The 25588-nt window shown below is 69.3% G+C and carries 20 protein-coding genes; 12 read left to right on the forward strand and 8 right to left on the reverse strand.

Features of this window, described 5'->3' with window-relative positions; translation table 11 throughout:
• Positions 1 to 139 precede the first annotated feature (139 nt).
• Positions 140 to 4090, reverse strand: a complete 3951-nt coding sequence (locus tag QTN24_RS10885; RefSeq protein ID WP_313836989.1) for a cobaltochelatase subunit CobN — start codon at positions 4088 to 4090, stop codon at positions 140 to 142.
• A gap of 456 nt (positions 4091 to 4546) precedes the next feature.
• Between QTN24_RS10885 and QTN24_RS10890 the strand changes: the two genes are divergently transcribed.
• The 4 genes from QTN24_RS10890 to QTN24_RS10905 all read left to right on the forward strand — a co-directional run bounded on the left by QTN24_RS10890 (position 4547) and on the right by QTN24_RS10905 (position 7316).
• A complete protein-coding gene (locus QTN24_RS10890) occupies positions 4547 to 4852 on the forward strand; it encodes a hypothetical protein (RefSeq protein ID WP_124685322.1) in 306 nt (101 codons plus the stop codon).
• 87 nt (positions 4853 to 4939) lie between these two features.
• A complete protein-coding gene (locus tag QTN24_RS10895; protein ID WP_313836991.1) occupies positions 4940 to 5611 on the forward strand; it encodes an alpha/beta hydrolase in 672 nt (223 codons plus the stop codon).
• A 46-nt stretch (positions 5612 to 5657) separates the two neighbouring features.
• On the forward strand, positions 5658 to 6029 hold the full coding sequence (locus QTN24_RS10900) for a hypothetical protein (protein ID WP_313836992.1): 372 nt from the start codon (positions 5658 to 5660) through the stop codon (positions 6027 to 6029).
• 120 nt (positions 6030 to 6149) lie between these two features.
• Positions 6150 to 7316: an AAA family ATPase gene (locus QTN24_RS10905; RefSeq protein ID WP_313836993.1), complete on the forward strand. Its 1167-nt coding sequence runs from the start codon at positions 6150 to 6152 to the stop codon at positions 7314 to 7316.
• Positions 7317 to 7323: 7 nt separating this feature from the next.
• Here the strand turns inward: QTN24_RS10905 and mdtD are convergent, their stop codons facing one another.
• Positions 7324 to 8736, reverse strand: a complete 1413-nt coding sequence (gene mdtD, locus QTN24_RS10910; RefSeq protein WP_313836994.1) for a multidrug transporter subunit MdtD — start codon at positions 8734 to 8736, stop codon at positions 7324 to 7326.
• Between the two features lie 132 nt (positions 8737 to 8868).
• Between mdtD and QTN24_RS10915 the strand changes: the two genes are divergently transcribed.
• Positions 8869 to 9726 (forward strand): LysR family transcriptional regulator, encoded by an 858-nt coding sequence (locus QTN24_RS10915; protein ID WP_313836995.1) that lies wholly within the window; start codon positions 8869 to 8871, stop codon positions 9724 to 9726.
• A gap of 2 nt (positions 9727 to 9728) precedes the next feature.
• Here QTN24_RS10915 and QTN24_RS10920 read toward each other — a convergent pair whose 3' ends face one another.
• Positions 9729 to 10859 (reverse strand): AGE family epimerase/isomerase, encoded by a 1131-nt coding sequence (locus QTN24_RS10920; RefSeq protein WP_313836996.1) that lies wholly within the window; start codon positions 10857 to 10859, stop codon positions 9729 to 9731.
• 201 nt (positions 10860 to 11060) lie between these two features.
• Here QTN24_RS10920 and QTN24_RS10925 point away from each other — a divergent pair, with 201 nt between their 5' ends.
• The 3 genes from QTN24_RS10925 to QTN24_RS10935 all read left to right on the forward strand — a co-directional run bounded on the left by QTN24_RS10925 (position 11061) and on the right by QTN24_RS10935 (position 13160).
• Positions 11061 to 11330, forward strand: a complete 270-nt coding sequence (locus tag QTN24_RS10925; protein ID WP_313836997.1) for a hypothetical protein — start codon at positions 11061 to 11063, stop codon at positions 11328 to 11330.
• 127 nt (positions 11331 to 11457) lie between these two features.
• Positions 11458 to 11742, forward strand: a complete 285-nt coding sequence (locus tag QTN24_RS10930) for a hypothetical protein (RefSeq protein WP_124685328.1) — start codon at positions 11458 to 11460, stop codon at positions 11740 to 11742.
• Positions 11743 to 12014: 272 nt separating this feature from the next.
• A complete protein-coding gene (locus tag QTN24_RS10935) occupies positions 12015 to 13160 on the forward strand; it encodes a glycosyltransferase (RefSeq protein ID WP_313837000.1) in 1146 nt (381 codons plus the stop codon).
• 22 nt (positions 13161 to 13182) lie between these two features.
• Here QTN24_RS10935 and hpnA read toward each other — a convergent pair whose 3' ends face one another.
• Entirely contained in the window at positions 13183 to 14175 is a 993-nt protein-coding gene (gene hpnA, locus QTN24_RS10940; protein WP_313837090.1) for a hopanoid-associated sugar epimerase, read from the reverse strand.
• A 227-nt stretch (positions 14176 to 14402) separates the two neighbouring features.
• Between hpnA and ispH the strand changes: the two genes are divergently transcribed.
• Positions 14403 to 15401 (forward strand): 4-hydroxy-3-methylbut-2-enyl diphosphate reductase, encoded by a 999-nt coding sequence (gene ispH, locus QTN24_RS10945; RefSeq protein ID WP_313837001.1) that lies wholly within the window; start codon positions 14403 to 14405, stop codon positions 15399 to 15401.
• Positions 15402 to 15433: 32 nt separating this feature from the next.
• Positions 15434 to 16603, forward strand: coding sequence for an adenosyl-hopene transferase HpnH (hpnH, locus tag QTN24_RS10950; RefSeq protein WP_124685331.1), 1170 nt, complete (start codon positions 15434 to 15436; stop codon positions 16601 to 16603).
• Positions 16604 to 16651: 48 nt separating this feature from the next.
• Here hpnH and QTN24_RS10955 read toward each other — a convergent pair whose 3' ends face one another.
• Positions 16652 to 17278: a phospholipid-binding protein MlaC gene (locus QTN24_RS10955; protein WP_124685332.1), complete on the reverse strand. Its 627-nt coding sequence runs from the start codon at positions 17276 to 17278 to the stop codon at positions 16652 to 16654.
• Between the two features lie 167 nt (positions 17279 to 17445).
• Between QTN24_RS10955 and QTN24_RS10960 the strand changes: the two genes are divergently transcribed.
• Entirely contained in the window at positions 17446 to 20172 is a 2727-nt protein-coding gene (locus QTN24_RS10960; RefSeq protein ID WP_124685333.1) for an MMPL family transporter, read from the forward strand.
• A gap of 99 nt (positions 20173 to 20271) precedes the next feature.
• Positions 20272 to 21129, forward strand: coding sequence for a VacJ family lipoprotein (locus QTN24_RS10965; protein WP_313837008.1), 858 nt, complete (start codon positions 20272 to 20274; stop codon positions 21127 to 21129).
• Positions 21130 to 21534: 405 nt separating this feature from the next.
• On the opposite strand, the gene QTN24_RS10970 is transcribed toward QTN24_RS10965, so the two are convergent.
• The 3 genes from QTN24_RS10970 to pelG form a co-directional block, all read right to left on the reverse strand.
• The gene (locus QTN24_RS10970) at positions 21535 to 23250 is read right to left on the reverse strand and encodes an ATP-binding protein (RefSeq protein ID WP_313837010.1); all 1716 of its coding nucleotides are present in this window, start codon (positions 23248 to 23250) and stop codon (positions 21535 to 21537) included.
• Positions 23251 to 23283: 33 nt separating this feature from the next.
• A complete protein-coding gene (locus QTN24_RS10975) occupies positions 23284 to 23985 on the reverse strand; it encodes a response regulator transcription factor (RefSeq protein WP_313837012.1) in 702 nt (233 codons plus the stop codon).
• 232 nt (positions 23986 to 24217) lie between these two features.
• Positions 24218 to 25588 carry an exopolysaccharide Pel transporter PelG gene (gene pelG, locus QTN24_RS10980; protein WP_313837013.1) on the reverse strand — a complete coding sequence of 457 codons (1371 nt, stop codon included), beginning with the start codon at positions 25586 to 25588 and terminating at the stop codon, positions 24218 to 24220.

Genomic DNA, 25588 nt, shown 5'->3' on the forward strand with positions numbered 1-25588 from the left:
GGCAAGCGCTGGCCCTCTCCCCCGGCCCCTCTCCCGCAAGCGGGAGAGGGGAGACCACAATCGGGTTGCCATTCCTGTCGGTTTGCTCCCCTCTCCCGCGCGGGAGAGGGGTCGGGGGAGAGGGCAGCATCGCAGCCTGCTACCCCCGCCGCCCCCGCCACCACCCCGCGAACGCACCCCCCGCGACAGCCAGTGCCGCCAGCAGCCACCCGATCGCCGGTTGTCCCGTTCGCGCCGGCGTCGCGGCCAGCTGCGCCACCAGCCGCTGGCCGCTGACGTGTTCGACATCCGATGTCGACGCCACCGGCGCCGCCGGCACGACGGCCTGCGGTGTCCGCACCGCCTGCGCCTCCCGCTGCGCCGGCCGCACCACCGCGTCGGCCAGCGCGCGGCCTACCGGTTTCATGTCGATCCGCGCCGCGCGGCCCGCGCGCGCGATATGCGCCATCAGCGTGGGATTGCCGCAGGTATTGGCCGTGCACGACAGCCCGTCGCGCTGCACGCTCGCCGCGTACTGGCGCAGCAATTCGCGGCGCTCGGCGTCGGTGAAGCGGTAGCTGCCCTGCCGGTCCACCTCCAGCAGCCGCGCCAGGATGCCCTGCCGCGCGTGCGGATTGGCGCCGCGGAAGAACGCCGCCATGCCCAGCCCGAGCTTGTCGGCCACGTAGACGTCATAGGTGCGCTGCCAGAACTCGCCGGGCATCTGCTCGGGCACGGTGGCCTGGAAGCCGTACAGGTGCTCCACCTCTTTGTACATCTCGCGGGCGCCCGCGTAGCCGGCGCGCTGCATCCCGGTGATCCACTTCGGATTCCACTGGCGCGCGTTCAGCTCTGTGGCCAGCCATGTGCGGGCGTCGACGGTCTCGGCCTGGCCCGGGCGGCGCAGGTTGTGCAGCCACAGCGGCGGTGCCGTGCCGCCGGCCGCGCGCGTGGCGGCGGCCAGGCCGCCCGCGTACTGGTAGGTGTCGTCGTTGTCCAGCGCGCCGTACAGCGTGCTGGCGCGCGAGAACAGCACCGCCTGGTTCGACTTCAGGTGGCTGGCCAACGCCCCCGGCGCCGATTCGCCCCACCCATCGGCCGAATAGGCGAAGTTCATGTAGCGCAGGTATTGGCGCGCCAGCGCATCGGGCGGCCCCTGCGCGTCGCGGCTCTGCTCGACCATCTGCTGCACGCCGATCGAATAGTTGCCGGGCCGCGCCGCGAACACCCTCGCCCGCGCCAGCCGCTGCGCCTGGCCCGGCTCCACGCCCTGCCGGCCCAGTTCCATGGCGACGGCCTCGTCATGGCGGCTAATTGCATTCTCCCCGGCAGCGGCGGCCAGCCGGGCGGCCTTGTCCAGCAGCGCGATCTTGTCGCCAAAGCCGTCGCGGTAGATGCCCGACGTGGTCAGCAGCACGTTCACGCGGGGCCGGCCCAGATCGACATCGGGAATCAGCCGCACGTCCTCCACATTGCCGCGCGCGTTCCACACCGGTTCCACGCCCATCAGGTACAGCGCCTCGGCCTCCATCGCGCCCTGGTGCCGCTCGGTCTCGCCGTACCAGAGCACCATCGACACCGACTCCGGCCACTTGCCCCGCTCGCGGCGGAAGCGGTCGAGCGTCTGTGCCGCCATCGTCTTGCCCAGCGCCCACGCGGCCTGGGTGGGAATGCGCGCGCCGTCGAAGGCGTGCAGGTTGCGGCCGGTGGGCAGGCTGTCGGGCACGCGCACGGGGTCGCCCAGCGGGCCGGTGGGCAGGTAGCGGCCGGCCAGCACCGAGACCAGGCCGTCCAGTTCGCGCTGGGGCGATGCGCGCAGGTCGGCCAGCCACTGGCGGCCGGCGGACAGCGCGCGGCGTTCGGCATCGTCCGCGCCCTCGACGTCGCGGCCCGCCACCAGCGCGGCCGACCACGCGCGCAGGCGGTCGGCATCGGCCTTGACCTGCGTGCCCAGCATCAGCGCCAGCGCGTCGGCCTGGTCGGCGTCGGGCGGCAACTGGCCGAGCGTGTGGATGCCCAGCGGCATGGGCTCGGCCTCCACCTTGTGCAGGAAGGCGTGCACGACCGGCTCGATGGTGTCCCACGGCGCGCCGGCATCGACGCCTAGTTGCTGGTCCAGCTTCAGCGCGCGGATCTGGGCCAGCGCCTGGCGCCGGTACTGGGCGGACAGCTCCGGCGCGCTGTCGCGCGTGGCGTCGGCCTGTTCGATCGCCTCGTCCAGCGCGGCCAGCACCGGGGGCTGGCCCGCCGAGGCCAGCAGCGGCGACAGGTGGCTTACCAGCACGGCCGCGCTGCGGCGCTTGGCCTGGATCGCCTCGCCGCCGCCGTCCTGGATGTAGACGTAGGCGTTCGGCAGGTCGCCGAGCAGCAGTTCGGATGCGTCGTCGCCCGCCTGCGCGACCTGCTTGCCCGGCAGCCATTCCAGCGTGCCGTGGCGGCCCACGTGAACCACGGCATCGGCGCCGAACGCGTGGCGATACCACAGGTAGGCGGCGATGTAGGCGTGCGGCGGCGGCGTGATCGTGTCGTGCGAGACGTCCATCGCGCGGTCGAAGGTGGAGCGCAGCGGCTGCGGGCCGACAAACACGTTGCCAAAGCGCAGCCCCGGCAGCACGTAGGCGGGATCGCCGCGCGCATCGCGCGCGAGCATCAGCGGATGGCGGCCGGGCGGGCCCCACGCACGCTCCACCGACGCGCGGAACGGCGCCGGCAGCGCATCGAACCATCGGCGGTACTGGGCCAGCGGCACCAGCGTGACGTGGCCGGCGCGGACCATGCGGTCCAGTTCGCCCGGCGACCACGTCTCGACGTTGCGGCCGTTGGCTTCGAGCAGCGACGTGAGCGCGGCGGTGTCGGGCAGGCTGGTGCCGGTGTCGTAGCCGGCCGCGCGCAGGCGCTGCAGGATCTGGGCGAGCGATGGCAGCGTCGCCAGGTAGCTCGCGCCGATATTGCCGCGCCCGGGCGGGTTGTTGTAGTACAGCATCGCCACGTGCTTGCGCGCGGGCGGCGTGTCCTGCAGCGCGATCCAGCGCCGCACGCGCGCGACGATTGCGTCGACACGCTCCGGCACCGCCGTACTGGTCGTGGCGCCGTCCTGCGGCTCCTGCGTGGCGAACAGGATCGGCTCGGTCGCCCCGCTGCGCTCGGGGGCGGTCAGCAGCAGCGGCAGGCGCTCGCCGGCAATGCCGCGCACGTCGGCACGCCAGCGGGCGGCGCTGTCGCGCGTGGCAATCAGGTTGATCGTGTGCAGGCCGTGGCCCGCCAGCCAGTCCTTGTCCTCGGCGCGCGGAATCGTCAGGTTCAGCGCCAGCAGCGCGCGCAGCGGCGTGGCGCCGTCCTGCGTCAGCAGGCCGTCGAGCGCGGACAGCGGCCAGCCAAAGGCCGGGACCACGCCGATGCCGGCGCGCTCCAGCGCCGCGATCAGCGCGTCGACGTGAGCGAGGTCGCGCTGGCGGTGGTTCGTCGCATAGAACGCGATGCCGACCAGCGGCGCGTCGGGCCGCAGGCCGCCGTTGGCGCGGTACCAGCGCAGGTAGTCGCCCAGCGACGCGAACGGTTGCGGCGCGCGCGGGTGGTAGAGCCCGGCGGCGGGCGCGGGCCGGACCGGCGCCACGGTGATCGGCGCCACGCCGGCGGCACGCTGTTGCGCGGCCACGGCGTAGGCCAGGAAGGCGGCAAGATTGTCGACGCCGCCGGCGTCCCAGTAGCGCTGGGCGCCGGCGTTCAGCGCCGCATCGGTATGGATCTGCCACGCGGCGTCGGCGGTCTCCGCCGGCATGGCCAGTACCGTTGCGCCACGCGCCTGGGCGTGCCGAATATCGGGCCCCATCTGGCGCAGCGCGGCGGCGGGGACGAACCACGCGGCAATCACGTCGGCGCGGGCTAGCGTCGCGGCATCGGGCGCTGCATTGGCAAACCGGAATTCGGCCACGCCATCGCCATGGGCCGCGTGGAACGCCTCGGCGGCGGCAGGCAGCAGATGGGTCTGGGACGACGCCACGACCACCCGCACCGGCGCCGCCACGGCCACCAGTGGCAGGCAGACGCACAGCCAGGCCAGCCAGACCAGCAGTCGGCGGCAGGCGGCAGAAAGGGAAAGCGTGGCGAACACGTGGCGGGGGCGAAAAGAGGCGCTGGCGCGGCATTCTACCTGCCTGCCGGGGTCTGGGCCGGTCACGCCGGTGTCACATCCGGTCCCGCGTCGGCCGGCGCCGATGCGGGGCCGGCCCGGCGTGTGGTTTTTTTGCCGATGGCAGAGATTGACCGGGCAGGAGGGCGTCCCATCCCGTAACGATTCCGAAACGGCAGCTTTCGCCACAATCGGAAATTTCGTATCACGCCGGGACGTAAAAAAGACAAAGCCGGCACGGGCCCGTTGGCGCGTACCGGCTGATGGGCGGTAAATCTACCGCACCATCCGGGTGACGGCAATCATTCTTGTGGGGGACCCCACATCAGCCATGGTGACCCATCGTGTACCTTGCGCCGGATCGTCTATATTTGACGGCATGGCGCGCTCAACCGAAATGACTCACCAGACGTACAAAAGCCCCGGGAGGTAACTGCCATGCGTTCGCTTGCAAACTTGTTCAGTCCGCCGACGCCAGAGAAGATCGCCGAAAAGGAACTGCAAGACATGAGGCTGACGCTCTTCCAGGCCGAACGCCGCCTGCTTGAAGCGCAGATGCAAGTCGATTACTACCGCAACATGATCGCCTTCCTGGAAGAGGTGGGCGCCACCGGCGTGGAAGGCGTGGCCGACCGCCGCTTCGGGTCGTCGCCGCAGCCGGACATGCCCGTGCTGCAATCCACGTCGCCCGCGCGCAGCGCCCCCGGCCTGGCCACGATTCCGATCGTCCCGAGCGCCGCCTGATCCCTGTCTTATCGCAGCAGACCGTCGCACGGACGCGCCAGGCGCCTGTGCGATACTGCCCGCTTTCCGGCATCCCCTGGAGCGGCCATGAGCCTGTTGCCCGCCATTGACATCGAAACCGCCCCGCATCCGACCCATGCCGTGATCTGGATGCACGGGCTGGGCGCCGACGGCAGCGATTTCGTGCCCGTCGTGCCCGAACTGGGCCTGCCCGCCACCGCCGCCGTCCGCTTTGTCTTTCCCCACGCCCCGGCCATCCCGGTCACCTGCAACGGCGGCTACGTGATGCCGGCGTGGTACGACATCTACTCGCTGGACGAAGCCGGCCGCAAGGCCGACCTGGCCGGCATCAGGCAGTCGCGCGATGCCATCCGCGCCCTGATCGCCCGCGAAAACGAACGCGGCGTGCCCACCGCCAACATCGTGCTGGCCGGTTTCTCGCAGGGCGGCGCCATTGCCTACACCACGGCGCTGACCCACCCGGAAGCGCTGGCCGGCGTGATTGCGCTGTCCACCTACATTCCGTCCACCGAACTGATCGAGGCCGAAGCCACGCCCGCCAACGCGGCCACGCCGGTGTTTGCCGCCCATGGCACCGCCGACGAGGTGGTGCCGATGGCGCTGGGCATCCGGGCGCGCGATTTCCTGACCGCCCGGGGGCAGCCGATCACCTGGCAGGCGTACGCCAACATGCCGCATTCGGTCTGCCTGGAAGAAATCGCCGACGTCGGCGCGTGGCTGCAAGCCCGCTTCGACTGAGCGCCTGCGCTACCATGGCGCGCCTTGTCACCCTGCCCCGCTGCCCATGATTCCCGCATCGCCGCCGCCCCGTATCGACTTCAACACCCGCAAGGCGCTGATGTTCGCGCTGACCGCCGAACGGCTGGCGGCGTTCTACGAGCATGGGAAATGGCTGACCGACGCCCAGGGCGCCACGCTGGCCGCGAGCTGGCTGTCGCGATCGAAGCTGCAACTGGCGCTGTCGGACCGGCGCCTGCTGTCCGAACTGAGCGACCAGCTTGCGCGGCAACTGGCCGATACGCTGTCGCGCGAAGCCGGGCTCTATGCGTCACACGAGATGATGGAAGCGCTCGACCCCAACTACCAGTCGGCCTTTGCCCACGACATGCTCGACGAATGCGAGCGGATGCTGCGCGAGAACGGGGTAGAGGAATAGCCTGCGACAGCCGCTGGAGGGTGCCTTATGAGCCTCATTTCGTGTCACAGGACGCCCAATTATTGACTTTTATTCCGGATTCCATAAATTATCCGGATCGAAATAATTCCGGATAAAAGGATGGGCTACTACCGCCGACCCGACCTTGCGGCCGACCTGGCCACCCAGCTGCAGGGCCGCGCCATGTTTGGCGATGCACAGAATGGGCTGTTCCTGGCGGCACCCCGGCGCACGGGCAAGTCGATGTTCCTGCAGCATGACCTGCGGCCCGCGCTGGAAGACAACCATGTGCTCGTCATCTACGTCGACCTGTGGTCGAACCAGCGCCGCGATCCCGGCGAGCTGATCGCCGAGGGCATTGCGCTGGCGCTGGCCGACCACCAGGGCGTGGTGGCGCGCGCGGCGCGCAAGGCCCGGCTGGAAAGCGTCACCATCGCCGGCACGCTGAAGATCGACACGTCGAAGATCGGCCGGCCCGACGGCGCCACGCTGCCGCAGGCGCTGCAGGCCCTGCACCGGGCCGCCGGCAAACCCGTGGCGCTGCTGATCGACGAAGCGCAGCACGCGCTGACCAGCGAATGGGGCGAAGCGGCCATGGCGGCGCTGAAGTCCGCCCGCGACCAGATGAACACGCCGGACAACGTCACGCTGATGCTGGTGATGTCCGGCTCAGACCGCGACAAGCTGCTGCGGCTGGTTAATTCCGCTGCCGCGCCCTTCTATGGCTCGTCGATCCACCAGATGCCAACGCTGGGCAAGCGCTACGTCGACTACGTGGCCGATCTGATCGGCACGCAGCGGCCCGACCTGATGCCGGTGGACCACGCGGCGCTGTTCCAGGCGTTCGAACTGTTCGGCCAGCGGCCGCAGTTCTTCCACGCCGCGATTGGCGAGGCATTGAACCCCTTGGAGGCCGGCGACGGCGAACGCTTCGAGCAGCGCGTGCTGGCCGCCGCGCGCCGGCGGCAGGCGCAGGACACCGCGCAGATGCAGTCCGACTTCCTGGGCCTGAAGCCGCTGGAGCAGGCGGTGCTCTGGCGCATGCTGGCGGCCGGGCGCGCGTTCCGGCCCTACGATGCCGAATCGCTCGCGTTCTATCGGGAGCGTTGCCCCGAGCTGACGGTGTCGCCGCAGAAGGTGCAGGCGGCGCTGGACAGCTTGCGCGACCGTACCCCCGCCCTGGTCTGGAAGTCCGCGCGCGGCGAGTATTCCGTGCAGGATTCGGCGATGCACGAGTGGTACCAGGCGCTGGCGGCACAAGGCGGCTGGCCGCCGCCGGCCGCCTGAGACGCCGCTACCGTGCCTGCACGGCGGCGCGTTTCACCGATTTCGGATTCAGCAGGCCGGCGTCGAGCCGGCGGAACACCACGGCGGACAGCAGCGTGATGGTGCCGACGACCAGGAAAGTCAGCCGGTAGGCCGGCGCGGCGGCGCCCAGCTTGAGCGAGAACAGGCCGACGAGGCCGCCGCCGATGGTCACGCCAAGCCCGATGGCCAGCATCTGCACCATCGAGAACAGGCTGTTGCCGCTGCCGGCGTCTTCACGGGTCAGGCCCTTCAGCGTCACGCTGTTCATGGCCGCGAACTGCATCGAATTGGCCGCGCCAAACACCGCAAGCTGCACGATCGACAGGGCCAGCGGCCAGCCCGGCGACATCGCCGAGAACGACGCGATCGACGCGCCGACGATCACCGTGTTGACGAGCAGGAAGGCGTCGTAGCCAAAGCGATTGACCAGCGGCACGATCCACCGCTTGGACAGCGTGCCCGCGATGGCCACCGGCAGCAGCATCATCCCCGAATGCAGCGGCGAATAGCCGAGCTGCAACTGGAACAGCAGCGGCAGCAGGAACGGCACGGCGCCCGAGCCGATGCGGCACACCAGATTGCCGATCAGCCCGATGCTGAAGTTGGGCTCGCGGAACAGCGCCAGCCGGAACAGCGGCGTGGCGTGCCGGCGCGCGTGGGGAATGTAGAGCAGCGCGCTGGCAACGCTGACGGCGGCCAGTAGCGCGCTGCCCGTGCCGTGCCCGCCATTTTCCAGCGCCAGCGAGAACGTCACCATGCACAGCGACAGCAGGCCGCAGCCGATCCAGTCAAACGGCGGCGCCACGCCGGATTCCCCCGCCGGCAGGTAGCGGCGCACGGCGAGCAGGCCCACCAGCCCCACCGGCACGTTGATCAGGAAGATCCAGTGCCACGACGCGCTCTGCACCAGCCAGCCGCCCAGCACGGGCCCGAAGATCGGCCCCACCTGCCCGGCAATCGACACGAACGCCAGCGCCGCGATGTACTGCTCGCCCGGGATATTGCGCAGCACGGCCAGCCGGCCCACCGGCAGCAGCATCGAGCCGCCCACCCCCTGCAGCACCCGCGCGATCACCAGCTGGGTCAGCGTGTGGGCCGAGGCGCAGAACACCGATCCCAGCACGAAGATCAGGATCGCGCTGAAGTACACGCGCCGCGTACCGAACTTGTCGGCCAGCCAGCCCGACGCCGGCGTCAGCATCGCCATGGTCAGCGTATAGGCCACCACCACCGGTTTCAGGTCGAGCGGTTTTTCGCCCAGGCTGTGGGCCATCGACGGCAGTGCGGTGTTGACGATCGTCGTGTCCAGCGTCTGCATGAAGAAGCCGGCGAAGACGATCCAGAGCATGGCTTTGCGGGATGCGGCCGGGCTGGCGGCTGGGGCGGGGGCGGTGTGCATGACTCGATTCCAGGGGCGGCGTCCATCGGGGAAACCGCGAACAACCGGCCTCCATGGTACGGACCGCGGCACCCATCGGGAACCCCTCTGGCTTGATTGACTGCCATCGGCAAACCCGATGACAATGCCGCGATGCTCAATCCCATCTGGATCCAGACCTTTGCCACGGTGGCCACGTCACGCAGTTTTACCGACGCCGGGCGCCAGCTTGGCCTCTCGCAGTCGTCGGTCAGCGACCATATCCGCCGGCTCGAACAGAGCGTGGGCCGGCGGCTGTTCGTGCGCGATACCCACAGCCTGGCCCTGACCCCCGACGGCGAGGCGCTGCTGGTGCATGCACGGCTGATCCTGGAATCGCTAGCGCGCGCCGAGCAGCAGTTCAGCGCGCCCCGGCTGCAGGGCCGCGTGCGGCTGGGCACATCGGAAGACCTGGCGCAGGGCCCGCTGCCCAATGTGCTGGCCGCGTTCCGCGCCACGCACCCGGACGTGGAGCTGGAAATCAACATCGGCATGACCGGCAAGCTTTACGAATGGCTGGAGGCGGGCGAACTGGACCTGATGATCGGCAAGCGCCGCGAAGGCGAGCGGCGCGGCGTGCCACTGTTCCGGGGCCAGCTTGAATGGCTGGCGCGGCCGGGCACCGTCGTCGACGTGGGGCAGCCGCTGCCGCTGATCCTCGTCAACGAGCCGAGCGTCACAAGGTCGGTCGTGCTCGATACGCTGGCCGCCGCCGGCTGGCAGTGGCGCATGGTCTGCACCAGCAGCAGCCATTCCGGCTGCATTGCCGCGGCGCGCGGCGGACTCGGCATCACGGTACGGGCCCAGAACCTGACTGGCGGCGGGCTGGTCTCGCCGATCAACGGGCACACGCTGCCGGCGCTGCCCGAGGTGGAATTCATCACGCTGGCCGCGCGGCGGCTGTCGAAACCGGCGGACACGCTGCTCCAGTTGATCCGCCAGAGCGACCTGCGCGCGCCGCGCGCGGACTAGCGTCAGGCAGCCGGCAGCAGCGCGCGCAGCGCCTGCCAGGACGTGAGCAGGTGATAGGGCGTGGTGGACGGCATTTCGGCGCGCACCACGGCGCCGTCCGGCGCCAGGCACTCGTGCCAGCCCCGGGCATGGAGAAAGCGGCGCTGGAAGCTGTCGATCCAGTCCGCCAGCTCGGCCAGCTCGGCCAGCGGCGCATCGTCGTGCTGCACGGCCGCGTGCACGACCAGCGCTCGCGCGAACTCGGTCTGCGCCCAGATGCGCTCGGTGGCGTCCTGCACGGCGCCCTGCCCGTCCAGCGCGGCGCAGACGCCCAGCGTGCCGGCGGCCACGCCGTGCCGCCGGGCAAAGTCGTAGGCGCGCGGCAGCGTGGCGGCCAGCGGGCCATCGGCAAACAGCGCCGGCGCAGTCATGACCAGCGAATACCACTCGAATTGATGGCCGGGCTCGATCCGGTTGCCAGCCGCGCCGCGCGGCAGTTCAGCCACGCAGCCGTCGGCCGGATCGACGAACGTGGCATGTACCGCATCGGCCAGCGTCTTGAGCCGCTGCGCCATCCACGGTTCGCCGGCGACGTCCAGCGCCGCCAGGTACGCCTCGGTCAGATGCATGATCGGGTTCTGCAGCACGCCGCTGTCGTTCGGGCCAAAATTGGCCGCCAATGCCGCGTGATAGAGCCCGTTGCCATCGGCAAATCGTGATTCGATCACGGCCACGGTGCGATGCAGGACTTCCAGCGCGGCGGGGTCGCGGCTGGCGCGGTAGTAGTGCGCGCAGGCGTAGACGACGAAGGCGTGGGTATAGAGGTCGCGCGTGGTATCGAGCGGCGCCCCCTGCGGGTCGATGCTGTAGAGCCAGCCGCCCGCGCCATCGCCAAAATGGCGCACCAGCGAACCGAACAGCGTGGCGGCGTGGGCAAGGTTGCCCATGGTGGCAAAGACATAGAGCTGCCGCGCGCAGGCCATCGTGCGATAGCGCTGGTCCGGGCGGGGCTGGCCCGTGGCGCCGTCCAGCGCCTCGTGCGCGAGCTGCATCGAAGGGTTCCAGCCGGCACCCGTCCAGGCGGGCAGCACGACGGTGTCGAAGTGGGTGAGCAGCGCGGTAATGCGCGGGGTCAGATTCGGATCGGCAGGCATGGTCGAGGCTCCACGAGCGGGTCCGGTCCGGGCCGTTGTCAGGCGGCCATGTCGACCCCGAATCCCAAGGCCAGCACGATAGCAGGACGCATCGGCCATGCAAAGGCCGCCGACGCCGCACTGCATCAAATCGGGCTGGAATTGCCCGGAACCGCTGACTATGGTGGAAGTCCACCGGGCCGCCTGCCCAGGGAGAACGCCATGTCCACCCATCCGATGTCCCTGTCCGACCACCGCCGCACGCTGGTCATGCACGTCATGGAAGACCCGCCCGGGCGCTACACGTGGCGCATCGTCGTGGAGGAGAAATGCGGCGGCGCCGACTGCGACAGCATGATCGAAGCCCAGACCGACTATCCGTCCCACGCCGAAGCCGAGGCCGCCTGCTGGGCCACCGGCAACGGCATGCTCGACGGGCGCCGCATTGCCAGCGAAGTGGGTGACCTGGGCGCCGCCCGCGCGGCCCACTGAACGTAGCCACCCGTGAACATGCGTGACATTACGTGACGATGCGACCCAATGAGCGCTTGAAGCGCCGCCGAGCCGCTTGAACCTGGCACGTCCCCGCCATAGGCTGGAGACCCGTAGGGAGACAGCGATGGACAAGCCAACCGTAAGCCCCAGCCGCTTTGTCGAGATCCTGAACGAGCGGCTCACCCAGCATCCCCTCTACCGCGAGGGCATGCACGTCTACGCCATTCCGGCGCATTCCGACCATCCACGCAGCCTGGTCTGCGTGGGGCCGCGCGGCACCGAAGGCATCTGCGCGACGATCGAGAACATCGTGCGCGGCGAGTGCGATGTCTTTCCGGACATCGCGCAGGACTGGCATCGCCAGCCGCCGGGACCGCGCCCGGCACCGGGCGTCCACCACGCGCGCTGACCCGGCCCGGCTGCCGGGCTGACACCGGACGGGGAACCACCTCCCCGTCCGGCTTTCACGACACACACATCTGCAACAACCGCTCCGGCTGGCTACAATGGCTGCCGCCATCCTTGCCCCGGAGCGCCAGTGACAACACCGTGCGACCGCCGCGTGACGGCGCTCCTGGCCAGGAACGAACGGCGCATCGCGGGGTATGATGCGCGCCTCGTCCGCCCCACCATCGTGCCGAATCCGGCCTGGCCGGCGCGACGCTTTCTCAAGTACATCTCATGCTGCTGTTCGGATTGTCCCTGCTGACCCTGGTGGTCTGGTGTGTCCTCGTGTTCGCGCGCGCCGGCTTCTGGCGCGTGCAGAAGCCCCTGCCCTCGCCAGATCCGGCCGCGTGGCCGCCGGTCATCGGCGTGATTCCGGCCCGCAACGAGGCCGACGTGATTGCCCGCGCGGTGACCGGGGTGCTGACCCAGCAGTACCCGGGCCGCCTGCAACTGGTGGTGGTGGACGACCATAGCGCCGACGGCACCGCCGACATCGCCCGCGCGGCGGCCGTGTCGATCGGCAAGGCCGACGCGCTGACGGTCATCGCCGCGCGAGACCTGCCGGCTGGCTGGAGCGGCAAGGTCTGGGCCCAGTCAGAAGGGCTGGCCGAAGCTGACCGGCAGATGCCGGACGCGGGTTTCGTCTTCCTGACCGATGCCGATATCTGGCACGGCCCGCAGACCATCCGCGAACTGGTGGCACGCGCCGAGCACGAGCAGCGCGACCTGACGTCGCTGATGGTGCGGCTGCGCTGCGAATCGTGGTGGGAACGCATGATCGTGCCGGCATTTGTGTTCTATTTCGCCAAACTCTACCCGTTCCGCCGCGTGGCAGCCCCCCGCAGCAAGGTAGCGGGCGCGGCCGGTGGCTGCATGCTGGCGCGCCGCTCGGCACTGGCCCGGATCGGCGGTTTCGCGGCCATTCGCGGCGAGTTGATCGACGATTGCAGCCTGGCGGCGAAGATCAAGGCAGGCGGGTCCATCCGGCTGGACCTGGCCGACGACAGCATTTCGCTGCGTCCGTACGACGACTGGCAAAGCCTGTGGAACATGATCGCCCGCAGCGCCTACACCCAGCTCCACTACTCGCCGGCGATGCTGACGGGCGCCACGCTCGGCATGGTCCTGACCTACCTGGCGCCGCCCGTGCTGGCACTGGCAGGCGGCGCCGCGCTCTGGCCGGCATGGCTGGCGTGGGTGTTGATGGCGGTCAGCTATCGCCCCATGCTGCGCGAGTATCGCCAGCCGGCCTGGCTGGCGCCGCTACTGCCGCTGACCGCGCTTTTCTACCTGGGCGCGACGCTGGACTCCGCGCGCCGCTACTACCTGCGGCGCGGCGGCCAGTGGAAGGGCCGCAGCCAGGCGCCGGTGCGCTCCTGAGGCCCGGCTCCTGCCCAGGCGGCTACTTCAGGTAGCCGTTGCCGCGGAACCAGTCCAGCGCGTCTTGCAGCGCCTGCTGGTACGGGCGGGCGGTGTAGCCCAGCTCCCGCTCGGCCTTGGCCGATGTGAAGAACATCCGGTATTGCGACATCTTCAGGCCGTCAACGGTCACGAACGGCTCTTTTTTCGTGAACTGGGCGATGGTTTCGGCCACCCGGGCGATCGGGTACAGCGGCCAGCGCGGCAATTCGATGGTCGGCGCCTTGCGGCCCGCCATGCCGGCGATGTCGGCCAGCATCTGCCGCAGCAGCACGTCCTGGCCGCCCAGGATGTAGCGTTCGCCGATCCGGCCTTTGTCCAGCGCCAGGAAATGACCGTTCGCCACGTCGTCCACGTGGGCGAGGTTCAGGCCCGTATCGACGAAAGCCGGGATCTTGCCCGTGGCCGCCTCGACGATGATCCGCCCGGTCGGCGTGGGCCGGACGTCGCGCGGGCCAATCGGCGTGGACGGGTTCACGATGACCGCCGGCAGCCCCTCGGCCACCAGCCGCTCCACCTCGCGCTCGGCCAGCACCTTGCTGCGCTTGTAGGCGCCGATGGCCTCGTGGCCGGCCATGGCGGCGGTCTCGTCGACCGGGCCGGTGGCCCCGGCCACCCGCAGCGTGGCCACACTGCTGGTGTAGACGATGCGCTCGACGCCGGCATCGCGGGCCGCGTTCATCGTCGTCACCGTGCCATCGACGTTCGACCGGACGATTTCCTCCGGATCGGGCGCCCAGAGCCGGTAGTCGGCCGCCACATGGAACAGGTAGCGGACGCCCGCCATGGCCCGCGCCATCGACGCCGGGTCGCGCATGTCGCCCTCCACCACCTCCACGGGCAGGCCGGCCAGATTGGCGCGCGGGCTGGTGGGCCGCACCAGCACCCGCACCTGGAAACCGCGCTCCAGCGCCTGGCGCATGACCGAAGAACCGAGGAAGCCCGAGGCCCCTGTCACGAGAATGCAATTGTGAATTTCAAATCCCCTGTTGGCGTTGCGTGCACGTTCCGCGACGATGGCGCGTTATCGCGGACGGCAGTCGCGCATTTTCACCGGAATGCCAGTGTTGGCAATACCCCACGCGGCGACGCGAAAATCCGACCCGGTATATAGTACCTACCGTGAACCGGCGAAGTGATGCCGGAATACCAAAAAAAAGTAATGTCCAGGAATTGTCACAAGAGGGTCGGGGGGCCGTCTGCATGCAGGTAATACTTGCCCAGCCCAGGGGCTTCTGTGCCGGCGTGGTCCGGGCGATCGACATCGTCGACCGCGCCCTGATCAAATACGGCGCCCCCGTCTACGTCCGCCACGAGATCGTCCATAACAAGCACGTCGTGGCTGGGCTGCGGAAAAAAGGCGCGCGGTTCGTCGAGGAACTCGACGAGGTGCCGGGCGATGCCGTCACGATCTTCAGCGCCCACGGCGTGTCGCGGAAAGTGATTCAAGAGGCTCAGCGACGCGAGCTACATGCCATCGACGCCACCTGCCCGCTCGTCATCAAGGTCCATAACCAGGGCCGCCAGTACGCGGCGGCCGGGCGCCACGTGGTGCTGATCGGCCATGCCGGGCACCCCGAGGTGGAAGGCACGATCGGCCAGATTCCGGGCAAGGTGATTCTGGTGCAGAACGAGGCCGACGTGGCCAGGCTGGACCTGCCCGCCGACGCGCCGGTTGCCTATATCACCCAGACCACGTTGTCCGTGGACGACACCCGTAATATCATTGCGGCGCTCGGCCGGCGGTTTACCGACCTGGTCGGGCCCAGTACGCGCGATATCTGCTATGCCACGCAAAACCGGCAAAGCGCCGTGCGCGACTTGTCCACACGCGTGGATGTGATTCTCGTGATCGGGGCCACCAACAGTTCGAATTCGAACCGGCTGCGCGAGATCGGCACGGAAAGCGGCGTGCCGAGCTACCTGATCGCCGACGGCAGCGAACTGGACCCGGCCTGGGTCCGCGACGCGAATGTCGTGGGCATTACCGCGGGCGCCTCGGCGCCCGAAGACATGGTGGAAGACGTCATTGCCGCCCTGCGACGCCTTGGTCCGGTCGACGTATCGGTCATGGAAGGCATCGAGGAACATGCCGAATTCCGCCTGCCGGCTGAACTAGCCGATGCAACGCTGGCCCCAGGGGCCAGAAGAACAACCGACATCAGTGACGCCCGGCTTGCCAGCCAGACGGCTGCAGGCTGAACCGACACACTGAACCAGAAGGAAGCACCCCCTTGGCCATCCCGTTTCTCCAGGTCGCCCGCGTAGGCGCCTACATCGTCCGCAAGCATCTTTCCGGCCAGAAGCGCTATCCGCTCGCCCTGATGCTCGAACCCCTGTTCCGCTGCAACCTGGCCTGCTCCGGCTGCGGCAAGATCGACTATCCGGACCCCATCCTGAACCAGCGCCTGTCGGTGGCGGAATGCCTGGAAGCCGTGGACGAATGCGGCGCGCCCGTGGTGTCCATCGCCGGCGGCGAGCCGCTGCTGCACAAGGACATGCCGGAGATCGTGCGCGGCATCATCGCCCGCAAGCGCTTTGTCTACCTGTGCACCAACGCGCTGCTGCTGGAAAAGAAGATCGACCAGTACGAGCCGAGCCCGTACTTCGTGTGGTCGATCCACCTGGACGGCGACCGCGAGATGCATGACCACTCGGTCAACCAGGAAGGCGTCTACGACCGCTGCGTCGAAGCCATCCGCATGGCCAAGGAGCGCGGCTTCCGCGTGAACATCAACTGCACGCTGTTCAACGACGCCAAGCCGGACCGCGTGGCGCAGTTCTTCGACTCGGTCAAGGCGATGGGCGTGGACGGCATCACCGTGTCGCCGGGCTACGCCTACGAGCGCGCCCCGGATCAGCAGCACTTCCTGCACCGCGGCAAGACCAAGCAGCTCTTCCGCGACATCCTGGCCCGCGGCAACGCCGGCAAGAACTGGGCGTTCAGCCAGTCGACGATGTTCCTGGACTTCCTGGCCGGCAACCAGACCTACAAGTGCACGCCGTGGGGCAACCCGGCCCGCACGGTGTTCGGCTGGCAGCGTCCGTGCTACCTGGTGGGCGAAGGCTACGTGAAGACGTTCAAGGAACTGATGGAAGGCACCGACTGGGACGCCTACGGGGTTGGCAACTACGAAAAGTGCGCCAACTGCATGGTCCACAGCGGCTTCGAGGCCACGGCCGTGGCCGACACGTTCGCCCACCCGATCAAGGCGCTGGGCGTGAGCCTGCGCGGCGTGAAGACCGACGGCCCGATGGCCCCGGACATCCCGCTGGACAAGCAGCGCCCGGCCGAATACGTGTTCTCGCGCCACGTGGAAATCAAGCTGGCCGAGATCGGCAACCTGAAGAAGGCGCAGGGCAGCCGCGCCGAGAAGGTCCAGGCGACCGCCCAGGTCCACTGATCTGGACGTCCCTCTCCCGCGCTGCGGGAGAGGGCAAAACCCAACCGCCTACCGCGCGTTGTGACTGGTCAGATACTTGATCAGCCCGTCGATCCCGTCGCGTGCCACGATGTCCGCAAACTGCTTGCGATAGACCTCGATCAGCCACGCACCCATCATGTTGATGTCGTAGATCTTCCAGCCATCGGCGCCTTTCTGCAGCCGGTAGTCGATCAGCATCTCGTCCCCGTTGTTCAGCACCCGCGTCGCCACGACCGAGTCGTTGGCGTTGCTGCCCGTCTTGGCCGGCTTGTACGAGAACTTGGGGCTCTGCTCGCGCAGTTGCGACAGCGACACGGCATAGCTGCGTACCAGCAACGAAGTGAACTGTTCCTGGAGCGTTTTTTGCTGCTCGGGGGTGGCCTGTTTCCAGGCGTTGCCGACGGCCAGCCGCGTGGTGCGGCCGAAGTCGGTGTAAGGCAGGAATTCGCGGCGGACCACTGCGGTAATTTTTGCAAGGTCGCCGGCGCGGGTTTCGGGGTCGGACTTGATCTTCGTGATCACGCCTTCGACAGCCGCCTGCACCAGCTTGTCGGGCGACGCGCTCGCGGTGGCCTGCGCATGGGCGGTGGACACGATGGCCACCATGGCGATGGGCGCGATGATCGCGGCGGGGAGGATTCCGTAACGGTTCATGACTCTTCGGGGCAACACGGCCGGGTTGGCCAGTCGGGCCAGTATATAGCGGATCGCGATGGGGTTCGGGCCGCCCCGCGCGTGCGGGTTCGCCGCCTCCAACCGCTATACTCCGGGTGCCGCCCGCGCGCCCCCGCCGCTTGCGGGCGTTGAAGATACACAGACACATGATCAGACCGCTGCTGGTTCGCACCGTCAAGTTCGCCACCGTTCACGCCTGGCTCGTGATCGGCATCACCCTGCTGCTCACCGTCGGCTGCGGCGTCTACGCGGCACGCAATTTCGCCATCAATACCGATATCAGCAAGCTGCTCGAATCGGACGCGCCCTGGGCGACCAACGATGCCGCGATCAGCGCCGCCTTTCCGCAGCGCGACAAGATGATCCTGGCCGTCGTGCAGGCCCCGGCCAAGGAACTGGCCGACGCCGCCGCCAACGAGCTGGCCGACGCGCTGCGCCAGCAGCCAAACCGCTTCAAGGCCGTCGGGCAGCCCGGATCGGGCCCGTTCTTCGAGCGCAACGGCCTGCTGTTCGCCGATACGGCCAGCGTGCACGACATGGCTGACAAGCTCGGCCAGGCGCGCCCGCTGCTCAACAACCTGGCCCACGACCCCACGCTGCGCGGGCTGTCCGACCTGCTGACCACCACGCTGAACCTGCCGCTCCAGTTGGGCCAGGTCAAGCTGTCCGACATGGACAAGCTGCTGGCCGAAAGCGCCCGGACCGTCGATGGCGTGCTGGCCAACAAGCCCGCGGCGCTATCCTGGGCCGGACTCGTCGACGACAGCCTGAAGCCGAATGCCGACGGCCGCGCGTTCAGCTTCGTCACGCTGTCGCCGGTGCTGGATTTCAGCGACCTCAAGGCCGGCTCGGGCGCCAGCGACGCAATCCGCGCCGCCGCCACGCAGCTCAAGCTGGCCGAGCGCTACGAAGCCGTGGTGCGCCTGACCGGCCCGCAGCCGCTGGCCGACGACGAATTCGCCTCGGTCAGCGAAGGCGCCGTGCTCAACGGCGTGCTGACGCTGGTCGTCGTGATCGGCATCCTGTGGATGGCGCTGCGGTCCGCGCGCCTGATCACCGCCGTGCTGGTCAGCCTGATCTCGGGCCTGATCATCACCGCCGCGCTGGGCCTGATGATGGTGGGCGCGCTGAACATGATCTCGGTGGCCTTTGCCGTGCTGTTCGTGGGCCTGGGCGTGGACTTCGGCATCCAGTTCGGCGTGCGCTACCGGGCCGAGCGCCACGACCACGGCGACCTGAACGACGCGCTGACGCTGGCCGCCCGCGACGTGGCCGGCCCGCTCACGCTGGCTGCCGCCGCCACGGCCGCCGCGTTCTTCTGCTTCCTGCCCACCGACTACCGCGGCGTGGCCGAGCTGGGCAAGATCGCCGGCGTCGGCATGGTCATCGCCTTCGCCACCACGTTCACGATGCTGCCGGCCCTGATCCGCGTGCTGGCGCCGGGCGGCGAGGCGGAAATGCCTGGCTTCGGCTGGCTGGCCCCGGCCGACGCATTCTTCGAGCGCCACCGCAAGGGCACGCTGGTCGGCGTGCTGGCCGTGCTGATCGGCGGTTTCCCGCTGCTGCCGCACCTGCGGTTCGACTTCGACCCGCTGCACCTGAAGGACCCCCATTCCGAGTCGATGTCCACGCTGCTGGCGCTCAAGGACGCGCCGCAGGCCGGCACCGACGACGTCAAGGTGCTGGCCCCGACGCTGAAGGATGCCGAGGCCGTGGCCGCCCGGCTCAAGGCCGTGCCCGAGGTGGCGCGGGTGGTCACGCTGAAGACGTTCATCCCGGACGACCAGGCCGCCAAGCTGCCGATCATCGCCGGCATGGCGAAGAACCTGATGCCGGTGCTGACCCAGCAGACCGCCACGCCGGCCACCGACGCGCTGCGGGTGGCGTCGCTGCGCAACGCGTCGCGCCAGTTGTCGCTGGCCGCGCTGGACCACCCCGGCCCGGGCGCCGCGTCGGCCGAGCACCTGTCCCGGTCTCTCAAGCAACTGGCCGATGCCCCGCCCGCCACGCGCGACCGCGCCGAGCGGGCCGTGGCGCTGCCGCTGCGGCTGGCGCTGGCGTCGCTGCAACGGGCGCTGCAGCCGCAGACGATCACCCAGCAGACACTGCCGCCCGAGCTGGTGCGCGACTGGCTGGCCCCGGACGGCCAGGCGCTGGTCAACGTCAGCCCCAGGCTGCCGCCCCCGGGCGCGAAGAACGAAGCCGCCCGGCAGGCCACGCTGGACCGATTCATCGACGTGATGGCGCGCGTGCAGCCGGACGCCACCGGCGGGCCGATCGCGATCAAGGGCTCGGCCGACACGATCATGACCGCGTTCATCCACGCGGGCATCTGGGCCGTCATCTCGATAACGGTCTTGCTCTGGATCACGCTCCGGCGTGTCGGCGACGTGCTGCGGACGCTGATCCCGCTGCTGGTGTCGGGCCTGATCACGCTGGAGCTGTGCGTGCTGTTCGGCATCTCGCTGAACTTCGCCAACATCATCGCGCTGCCGCTGCTGCTGGGCATCGGCGTGGCGTTCAAGATCTACTACGTGATTGCGTGGCGCCACGGCAAGACCAAGCTGCTGCAGTCCAGCCTGACCCACGCCGTGCTGTACAGCGCGGCCACCACGGCCACGGCGTTCGGCAGCCTCTGGCTGTCGCACCATCCCGGCACGGCCAGCATGGGCAAGCTGCTGGCGCTGTCCCTGGCGTGCACGCTGGCCGGCGCGGTGTTCTTCCAGCCGATCCTGATGGGCCGCCCGCGCCGCGAGCTGCCCGGCCGGCCCGAGCCACTCGGCCCGTCGCTGCCGCCACTCACGGTGGCTACGACCATGGCACAATCTGCCGATAATTCAGCAGGGTCGGAATCCGGCAAACCCCGGCGCTAGTCCGGGCGGCCTGCCGACGCACGCCAGACGGCCACGCCCGGCGCCACGGGGCGCGGCCGTCCTCCATGACAAGAACCGAGAAAGACAAACCGTCTCACCATGCTCTCCCGCCTTCCGTCCTTGCGCGCCGCGGCGCCCGTTTCGTCCCGGCTGGCCACCGCGCTGTGCGCGGCATCGCTGACCCTGCTGGCCACCGGCTGCGCCACCGGCCCCAACGCCAACCCGGCCGACCCGCTGGAACCACTGAACCGGGCCATCTTCACGGTCAACGACAAGGCCGACACCTACGTGGCCCAGCCGCTGGCCAAGGGCTACCAGGCCGTGACGCCGGAACCGGCGCGGCTGGCGGTGACCAACTTCTTCAACAACTTCTCGGACGTCGGCAACTTCGCCAACAACGTGCTCCAGGGCAAGCCCGTGGAAGCCGTGGAAACGATGATGCGGGTGGCCATCAACACGGTGCTGGGCATCGGCGGCCTGATCGACGTGGCGACGGCCGCCGGCATGCCGCGCCATTCCACCGACTTCGGCCTGACGCTGGGCACCTGGGGCGTGCCGTCCGGCCCGTACCTGGTACTGCCGCTGTTCGGCCCCAGCTCGTTCCGCGACGGCGTGGGCGTGGCCGGCAGCATCTTCCTGGATCCGGCGCACTATTTCGACGACGCCTGGCGCTATTCGATGTTCGGCGTGAACCTGATCAACACCCGCGCCAACATGCTGGGCGCCACCGACCTGCTGTCCCAGGCCGCGCTGGACAAGTACGCCTTCGTCCGCGACGCCTACACGCAGCGCCGCCAGTACCTGCTTAGCGGCGGCGGCGACGCCCTGCCGTCCTACGAGGACGACGAGGACACGCCTCCGGCCGACAAGGACGACAAGAAACCCGCCGAAGCCCCGGCCACGCCGGCACCGGCTACCCCCGCAACGCCGGCACCGGCGCCGGGGATGGCCAAGTAGGCGGTTCCGCTTGAGGGGCGGGATCGCGATTTGAACGGCTTGCCCTCTCCCCCAGCCCCTCTCCCGCAGGCGGGAGAGGGGAGCTAAAACCAGTGGTCGGTTCAGGCCACGGCCTTGCCGATCCCGCTGCCCGACTCCCTCACCCGCATCGCGGGAGAGGGGAGCAAACCCCGCAGGCGGTTCGGGCCGCAGCCTAATCAATTCCACCGTCCGACTCCCCTCTCCCGCATCGCGGGAGAGGGGTTGGGGGAGAGGGCGTAGCGGCTCTGCTTGCCGACCACCCCCAAAAAAACGCCCACGCCGGGGCACGACGTGGGCTGGAAGGCCACGGATGCGGTGTCCGTGGTCCGACAGATCGTAGGCAATTTCTGCACAGGGGATTGCCAACAATTGTGTCGGCTGCGGTCAGCCAGCGCGGTAGCGGAGCGGCAGCCAGATCGAGAACGTGGCGCCCTCGCCCGGGGCGCTGCGCAGCATCACGCGGCCGCCGTGGCGCTCGGCCACGGTCTTCACGAATACGAGTCCCAGCCCGCTGCCCGATGGCGCGTCGGTCGATGGCGCGTGGACGCGGCTGAACGGGCGGAACAGGCGTGCCTGGGCTTCCGGCGCGATGCCGGGGCCCTGGTCGGTCACCTCGATGGCCATGTACGGGCCCAGCTTGCGCAGGCCCACCGTCACCGGGGCGCCGTCCGGGCTGAACTTGATGGCGTTGCTGACCAGGTTGGCGATGGCCCGCCCCAGCAGCGCCGGCACGGCGCGCAGCGACACCCCGTCGCCGTCCAGGTCCAGCCGCAGTTCGATGCCGCGCGACTTGGCCAGCGCCCACATCTCGTCCGTGGCATCCAGCACCAGCGCGGTCAGGTCCGCGTCGGCGAACGGCAGGCTTTGCGATTCGGCCTGGGCCAGCCGGATGAAATCGTCGGCCAGCGCCAGCGTGCGGTGGGCGTGCTCGCCGATGCGGCCCAGCAGCTCGGCCTGCGGCAGCGCCCGCTCCGGGCGCGATTGCAGGTCGATCAGCGCCAGAATCGACGCCTGGGGCGAGCGCATATCGTGCGACAGGAAGTGCAGCGTCTGCTCGCGCTGGCGCTCGGCGCGGCGCACGGCCGTGATGTCGACCAGCGTGACGATGACGCCGGCCGGGCGGCCCGTCTCGCCGTGCAGCGGCGCGCCGTGCAGCAGGTAGCGGCGATCATCCTCGGTGGCCAGCTCCACGCCGTGCGAATCGGATGACGACGTGACCGGCGCGTCGGCGTCCAGCGCGCCGCACAGCGCATCCCAGTACGCCAGCCCAGGGCCGGGCACCGGAAACAGTGTCTCGATCACGTCCGGCAGGCCGGGACGGCCCAGCCCGCCGTAGATATCCGCGTAGGCGTCGCTGCCCATGCCCGCCGCCGACGGCGGCTGCGGCAGGTCGTTGATGCCCCGCAGCACGGCCGGCACCAGCGCCACGGCGCGGCGGTTGGCCACCAGGATGCCGCCGTCGAGATCGCAGATCACGGTGGCCTCGGGCAGGCTCTCCAGCCCGTCGGACAGGAAGCGCCGCATGTCGCGCAACCGCGACGTCATGTCGTACACCGCCTGCATGCGGCCGTCCAGCGAATGGTCGACGCGCGCCGGCACGCCCGGCAGCCCCGGCTCGCGCACCAGCCGCGCCAGTTCCTCGGACAAGAACCGCAGCGCGGCCTCCTGGCGCCGCCAGCTCCAGATCGGATAGACGAGCAGGCAGCCGAACACGGCCGCCGACGGCGCGAACCATAGCTGCAGGCTGCCCATGAGCATGATGCTACCGCCGACCAGCGCGGCCACCAGCACGGCCACGGCCACCAGCGCGTCGCGCGGCGTCAGCATCCAGACGGCCAGCGCCGCCAGCGTCACGGGCACCAGCGTGGCCAGCCAGCGCACCAGCATCGGCACGCGCGCGATGCCCGGGCCGCCGCGCAGCGCCTCGGGCATGTTGGCCACGGCAAAGTCCAGCACGGCCAGGTCGGCCCGCTCGAAGCCGTTGAAGCGCACCACCAGCGTGGTCAGCACGATGACGGCGGCCAGCATCAGCACCCATTCCACGCGGGTGCGGCGATGGAAGACGACGGCGGCCGGATCGGCGGGGGCGCGGCGGGCCATCACCGCCTGGCGCTCCCGGCGGCGGCGCCGCGGCTAGGCATCGGTGGCACCGGCGGCCTCGAACCGATAGCCGTGCGAGTAGACCGAGCTGAGCCGCACGCCGTTCTCGGGTCGCAGCGCCAGCTTGATGCGCAGCCGCGACACGTGGGTGTCGAGCGTGCGCGAGCCGGCATCCATCGCCCGGCCCCAGACGGCCTGCTCGATCACCTCGCGCGACATCAGCCGGCCGATATTGCGGAACAGGAACAGCGCCAGGTCGAACTCGCGCGGCGACAGGTCGGCCAGCCGGCCGTCCACCGCGACGGTGCGGCGCCGGGCATCCACCACGTAGTGGCCCTGGCGGATCAGCTCGTCGTCGTGCATGGCCTCGGGATACGCCCGGCGCAGCAGCGCACGCACGCGCGCGATGAACTCGGCCGGGCGCAGCGGCTTGGCCAGGTAGTCGTCGGCGCCCACGCTCAGGCCCGCGACGATGTCGGCCTCGTCGATCCGGCTGGTCAGGAACAGGATGGGCGGCAGGCGGCCCGAGTGCTGGCGCACCCAGCTCACCAGCTCGTAGCCGCTGGTATCGGGCAGTTGCCAGTCCATCAGCACCAGGTCGAACGCCTGGTCGCGCAGCGCGCGCAGGAACGCGGCGCCCGTGGCAAAGCTCGTGCAGCGGTAGCCCGCCTCTTCGAGCAGTTGCCGGATCTGGTCGGCCTGTGCGGGATCGTCCTCGACTGAGGCAATTCTCATCTACTTCCCTCTGGTGACTGCGGCCGGTGTCTGGCGCGGCGGCGTCATGTTACCGAAACGCGCCATGGCGCGTCGAGGCTACATTGGAGGGGGGCCACCCATGCGGGTGTTGCAGGCGCGCCGCAGACCGCCGCCTGGACGGCGCGCGCCTTGCGGGCGTAATGAAAACCTGAGCCGCCATGCGCGGATGGCGCATGGCGGAGCGGCGGCACCGGCACATGGCCGGCCCGGCCTATTGCAGCATGTACGTCTCGTATTCCAGCCGGTCGAGCTTGCGGTCCAGCAGGTACAGCGCCAGCGCCACCACGATCAGCAGCGACACCGCGAAGCCGTAGCCGTACCAGGCCGGCCCCAGCGACAGCGTCAGCCGGGTCAGCGCGAAGTTCAGCACCACGAACGTACCCGTCAGCAGCAGCACCTCGCGCCGGCGGTCCAGGTAGAAGTAGATGTTCAGCACGCCCAGCAGCACCACTTGCAGGCTGGCGCCGATCACGTCCACGTACAGCAGCGGCAGGTACAGCTCGGAGATGCCCAGCAGCCGCAGCAGCCAGCCGCCCACCACGAACAGCAGCAGCGACGCGATGGCCTGCACCTTGACGATCTCGTACAGTCCCAGCCGGATGGTCTGGACCATCGTGTTGCGCATGTCCTCGATGTGCTCCAGCGAGCTGCCGCCGCGCACCGCGTTGTAGAACGCGTCGTAGTACTCGACGAAGTCGGTCTCGATCCGCACCAGGAACACGGCCATGCCCGGGATGATCGCCAGATAGGCCAGGAACACCGGGATGTCGTAGATGATCGACGCATGCAACGGCCCGATCACGGGCTGGCCCGTGGACGGCGCGTACCAGAACATGAACTTGTCGATCCAGATGCCCAGGTTGTAGAACAGGCCGATGGCCACCAGGCTCGGGTAGGTGTAGCGGCGCTGGAAGACCTCGAACGACATGAACCGGTGGCTCGTGTAGTTGCGGTAGATCAGCGTGATCATGCCCACCAGCAGGCACAGCTGGCCGAACACGAAGCCGCCCAGCAGCCCTTCCAGCCCATGCGTGCGCAGCGCCAGCGCCGTGAGCACCGTGATCGTGTAGCCCACGGCGAACGTCCAGACGATGGCCTTGTACTGCTTCATGCCCGACAGGAAGATGGCCGCGATCCAGATGTTGCTCATGATGACGAAGCCGGCAATCATCAGCAGCCGGTACAGCACCGACTGGTCGTCGAACGCCCACACCGCGCAGGCCAGGCCGATGGCGCCGGCCAGCCCGGTGCACAGCAGCGCCACCGCGTGGTAGTTCGACAGCACCATGTCCGCGCGCTTCTCGAACAGGCGGTCGGACGTGAAGCGCGTGAACGACAGCTGCATCGGCCCGGTCAGTATCAGGCTGCACGCGATCAGGTACGTCACCGACACCTGGAACTGCGTGATCAGCGCCCCCGGCACGACCCAGCCGATCGACATCATGCCGATCAGCAGGATGCCCAGGATCGACAGCACCCACGGGCCCGAGCTGATGACGCCCGCGTAGGCGTAGGCGCTGAGCATGCCCGACAGGCTGTCCCGCCGGAGCATCTTGCGAAGTTCGAATCCAATGCCGGCCAT

Origin of the sequence: Cupriavidus sp. SZY C1 (assembly GCF_032190535.1) — a bacterium.
GTDB lineage: Bacteria > Pseudomonadota > Gammaproteobacteria > Burkholderiales > Burkholderiaceae > Cupriavidus > Cupriavidus pauculus_C.

What these genes read in the sequence shown, in the direction of transcription:
- ispH (WP_313837001.1), top strand. Translation starts at nt 14,403, where the DNA reads ATGCAGGTAATACTTGCCCAGCCCAGGGGCTTCTGTGCCGGCGTGGTC.
- QTN24_RS10895 (WP_313836991.1), top strand. Translation starts at nt 4,940, where the DNA reads ATGAGCCTGTTGCCCGCCATTGACATCGAAACCGCCCCGCATCCGACC.
- QTN24_RS10965 (WP_313837008.1), top strand. Translation starts at nt 20,272, where the DNA reads ATGCTCTCCCGCCTTCCGTCCTTGCGCGCCGCGGCGCCCGTTTCGTCC.
- QTN24_RS10915 (WP_313836995.1), top strand. Translation starts at nt 8,869, where the DNA reads ATGCTCAATCCCATCTGGATCCAGACCTTTGCCACGGTGGCCACGTCA.
- QTN24_RS10935 (WP_313837000.1), top strand. Translation starts at nt 12,015, where the DNA reads ATGCTGCTGTTCGGATTGTCCCTGCTGACCCTGGTGGTCTGGTGTGTC.
- pelG (WP_313837013.1), bottom strand. Translation starts at nt 25,588, where the DNA reads ATGGCCGGCATTGGATTCGAACTTCGCAAGATGCTCCGGCGGGACAGC.
- QTN24_RS10960 (WP_124685333.1), top strand. Translation starts at nt 17,446, where the DNA reads ATGATCAGACCGCTGCTGGTTCGCACCGTCAAGTTCGCCACCGTTCAC.
- QTN24_RS10890 (WP_124685322.1), top strand. Translation starts at nt 4,547, where the DNA reads ATGCGTTCGCTTGCAAACTTGTTCAGTCCGCCGACGCCAGAGAAGATC.
- QTN24_RS10955 (WP_124685332.1), bottom strand. Translation starts at nt 17,278, where the DNA reads ATGAACCGTTACGGAATCCTCCCCGCCGCGATCATCGCGCCCATCGCC.
- QTN24_RS10900 (WP_313836992.1), top strand. Translation starts at nt 5,658, where the DNA reads ATGATTCCCGCATCGCCGCCGCCCCGTATCGACTTCAACACCCGCAAG.
- QTN24_RS10970 (WP_313837010.1), bottom strand. Translation starts at nt 23,250, where the DNA reads ATGGCCCGCCGCGCCCCCGCCGATCCGGCCGCCGTCGTCTTCCATCGC.
- QTN24_RS10905 (WP_313836993.1), top strand. Translation starts at nt 6,150, where the DNA reads ATGGGCTACTACCGCCGACCCGACCTTGCGGCCGACCTGGCCACCCAG.
- QTN24_RS10975 (WP_313837012.1), bottom strand. Translation starts at nt 23,985, where the DNA reads ATGAGAATTGCCTCAGTCGAGGACGATCCCGCACAGGCCGACCAGATC.
- QTN24_RS10925 (WP_313836997.1), top strand. Translation starts at nt 11,061, where the DNA reads ATGTCCACCCATCCGATGTCCCTGTCCGACCACCGCCGCACGCTGGTC.
- mdtD (WP_313836994.1), bottom strand. Translation starts at nt 8,736, where the DNA reads ATGCACACCGCCCCCGCCCCAGCCGCCAGCCCGGCCGCATCCCGCAAA.
- QTN24_RS10920 (WP_313836996.1), bottom strand. Translation starts at nt 10,859, where the DNA reads ATGCCTGCCGATCCGAATCTGACCCCGCGCATTACCGCGCTGCTCACC.
- QTN24_RS10930 (WP_124685328.1), top strand. Translation starts at nt 11,458, where the DNA reads ATGGACAAGCCAACCGTAAGCCCCAGCCGCTTTGTCGAGATCCTGAAC.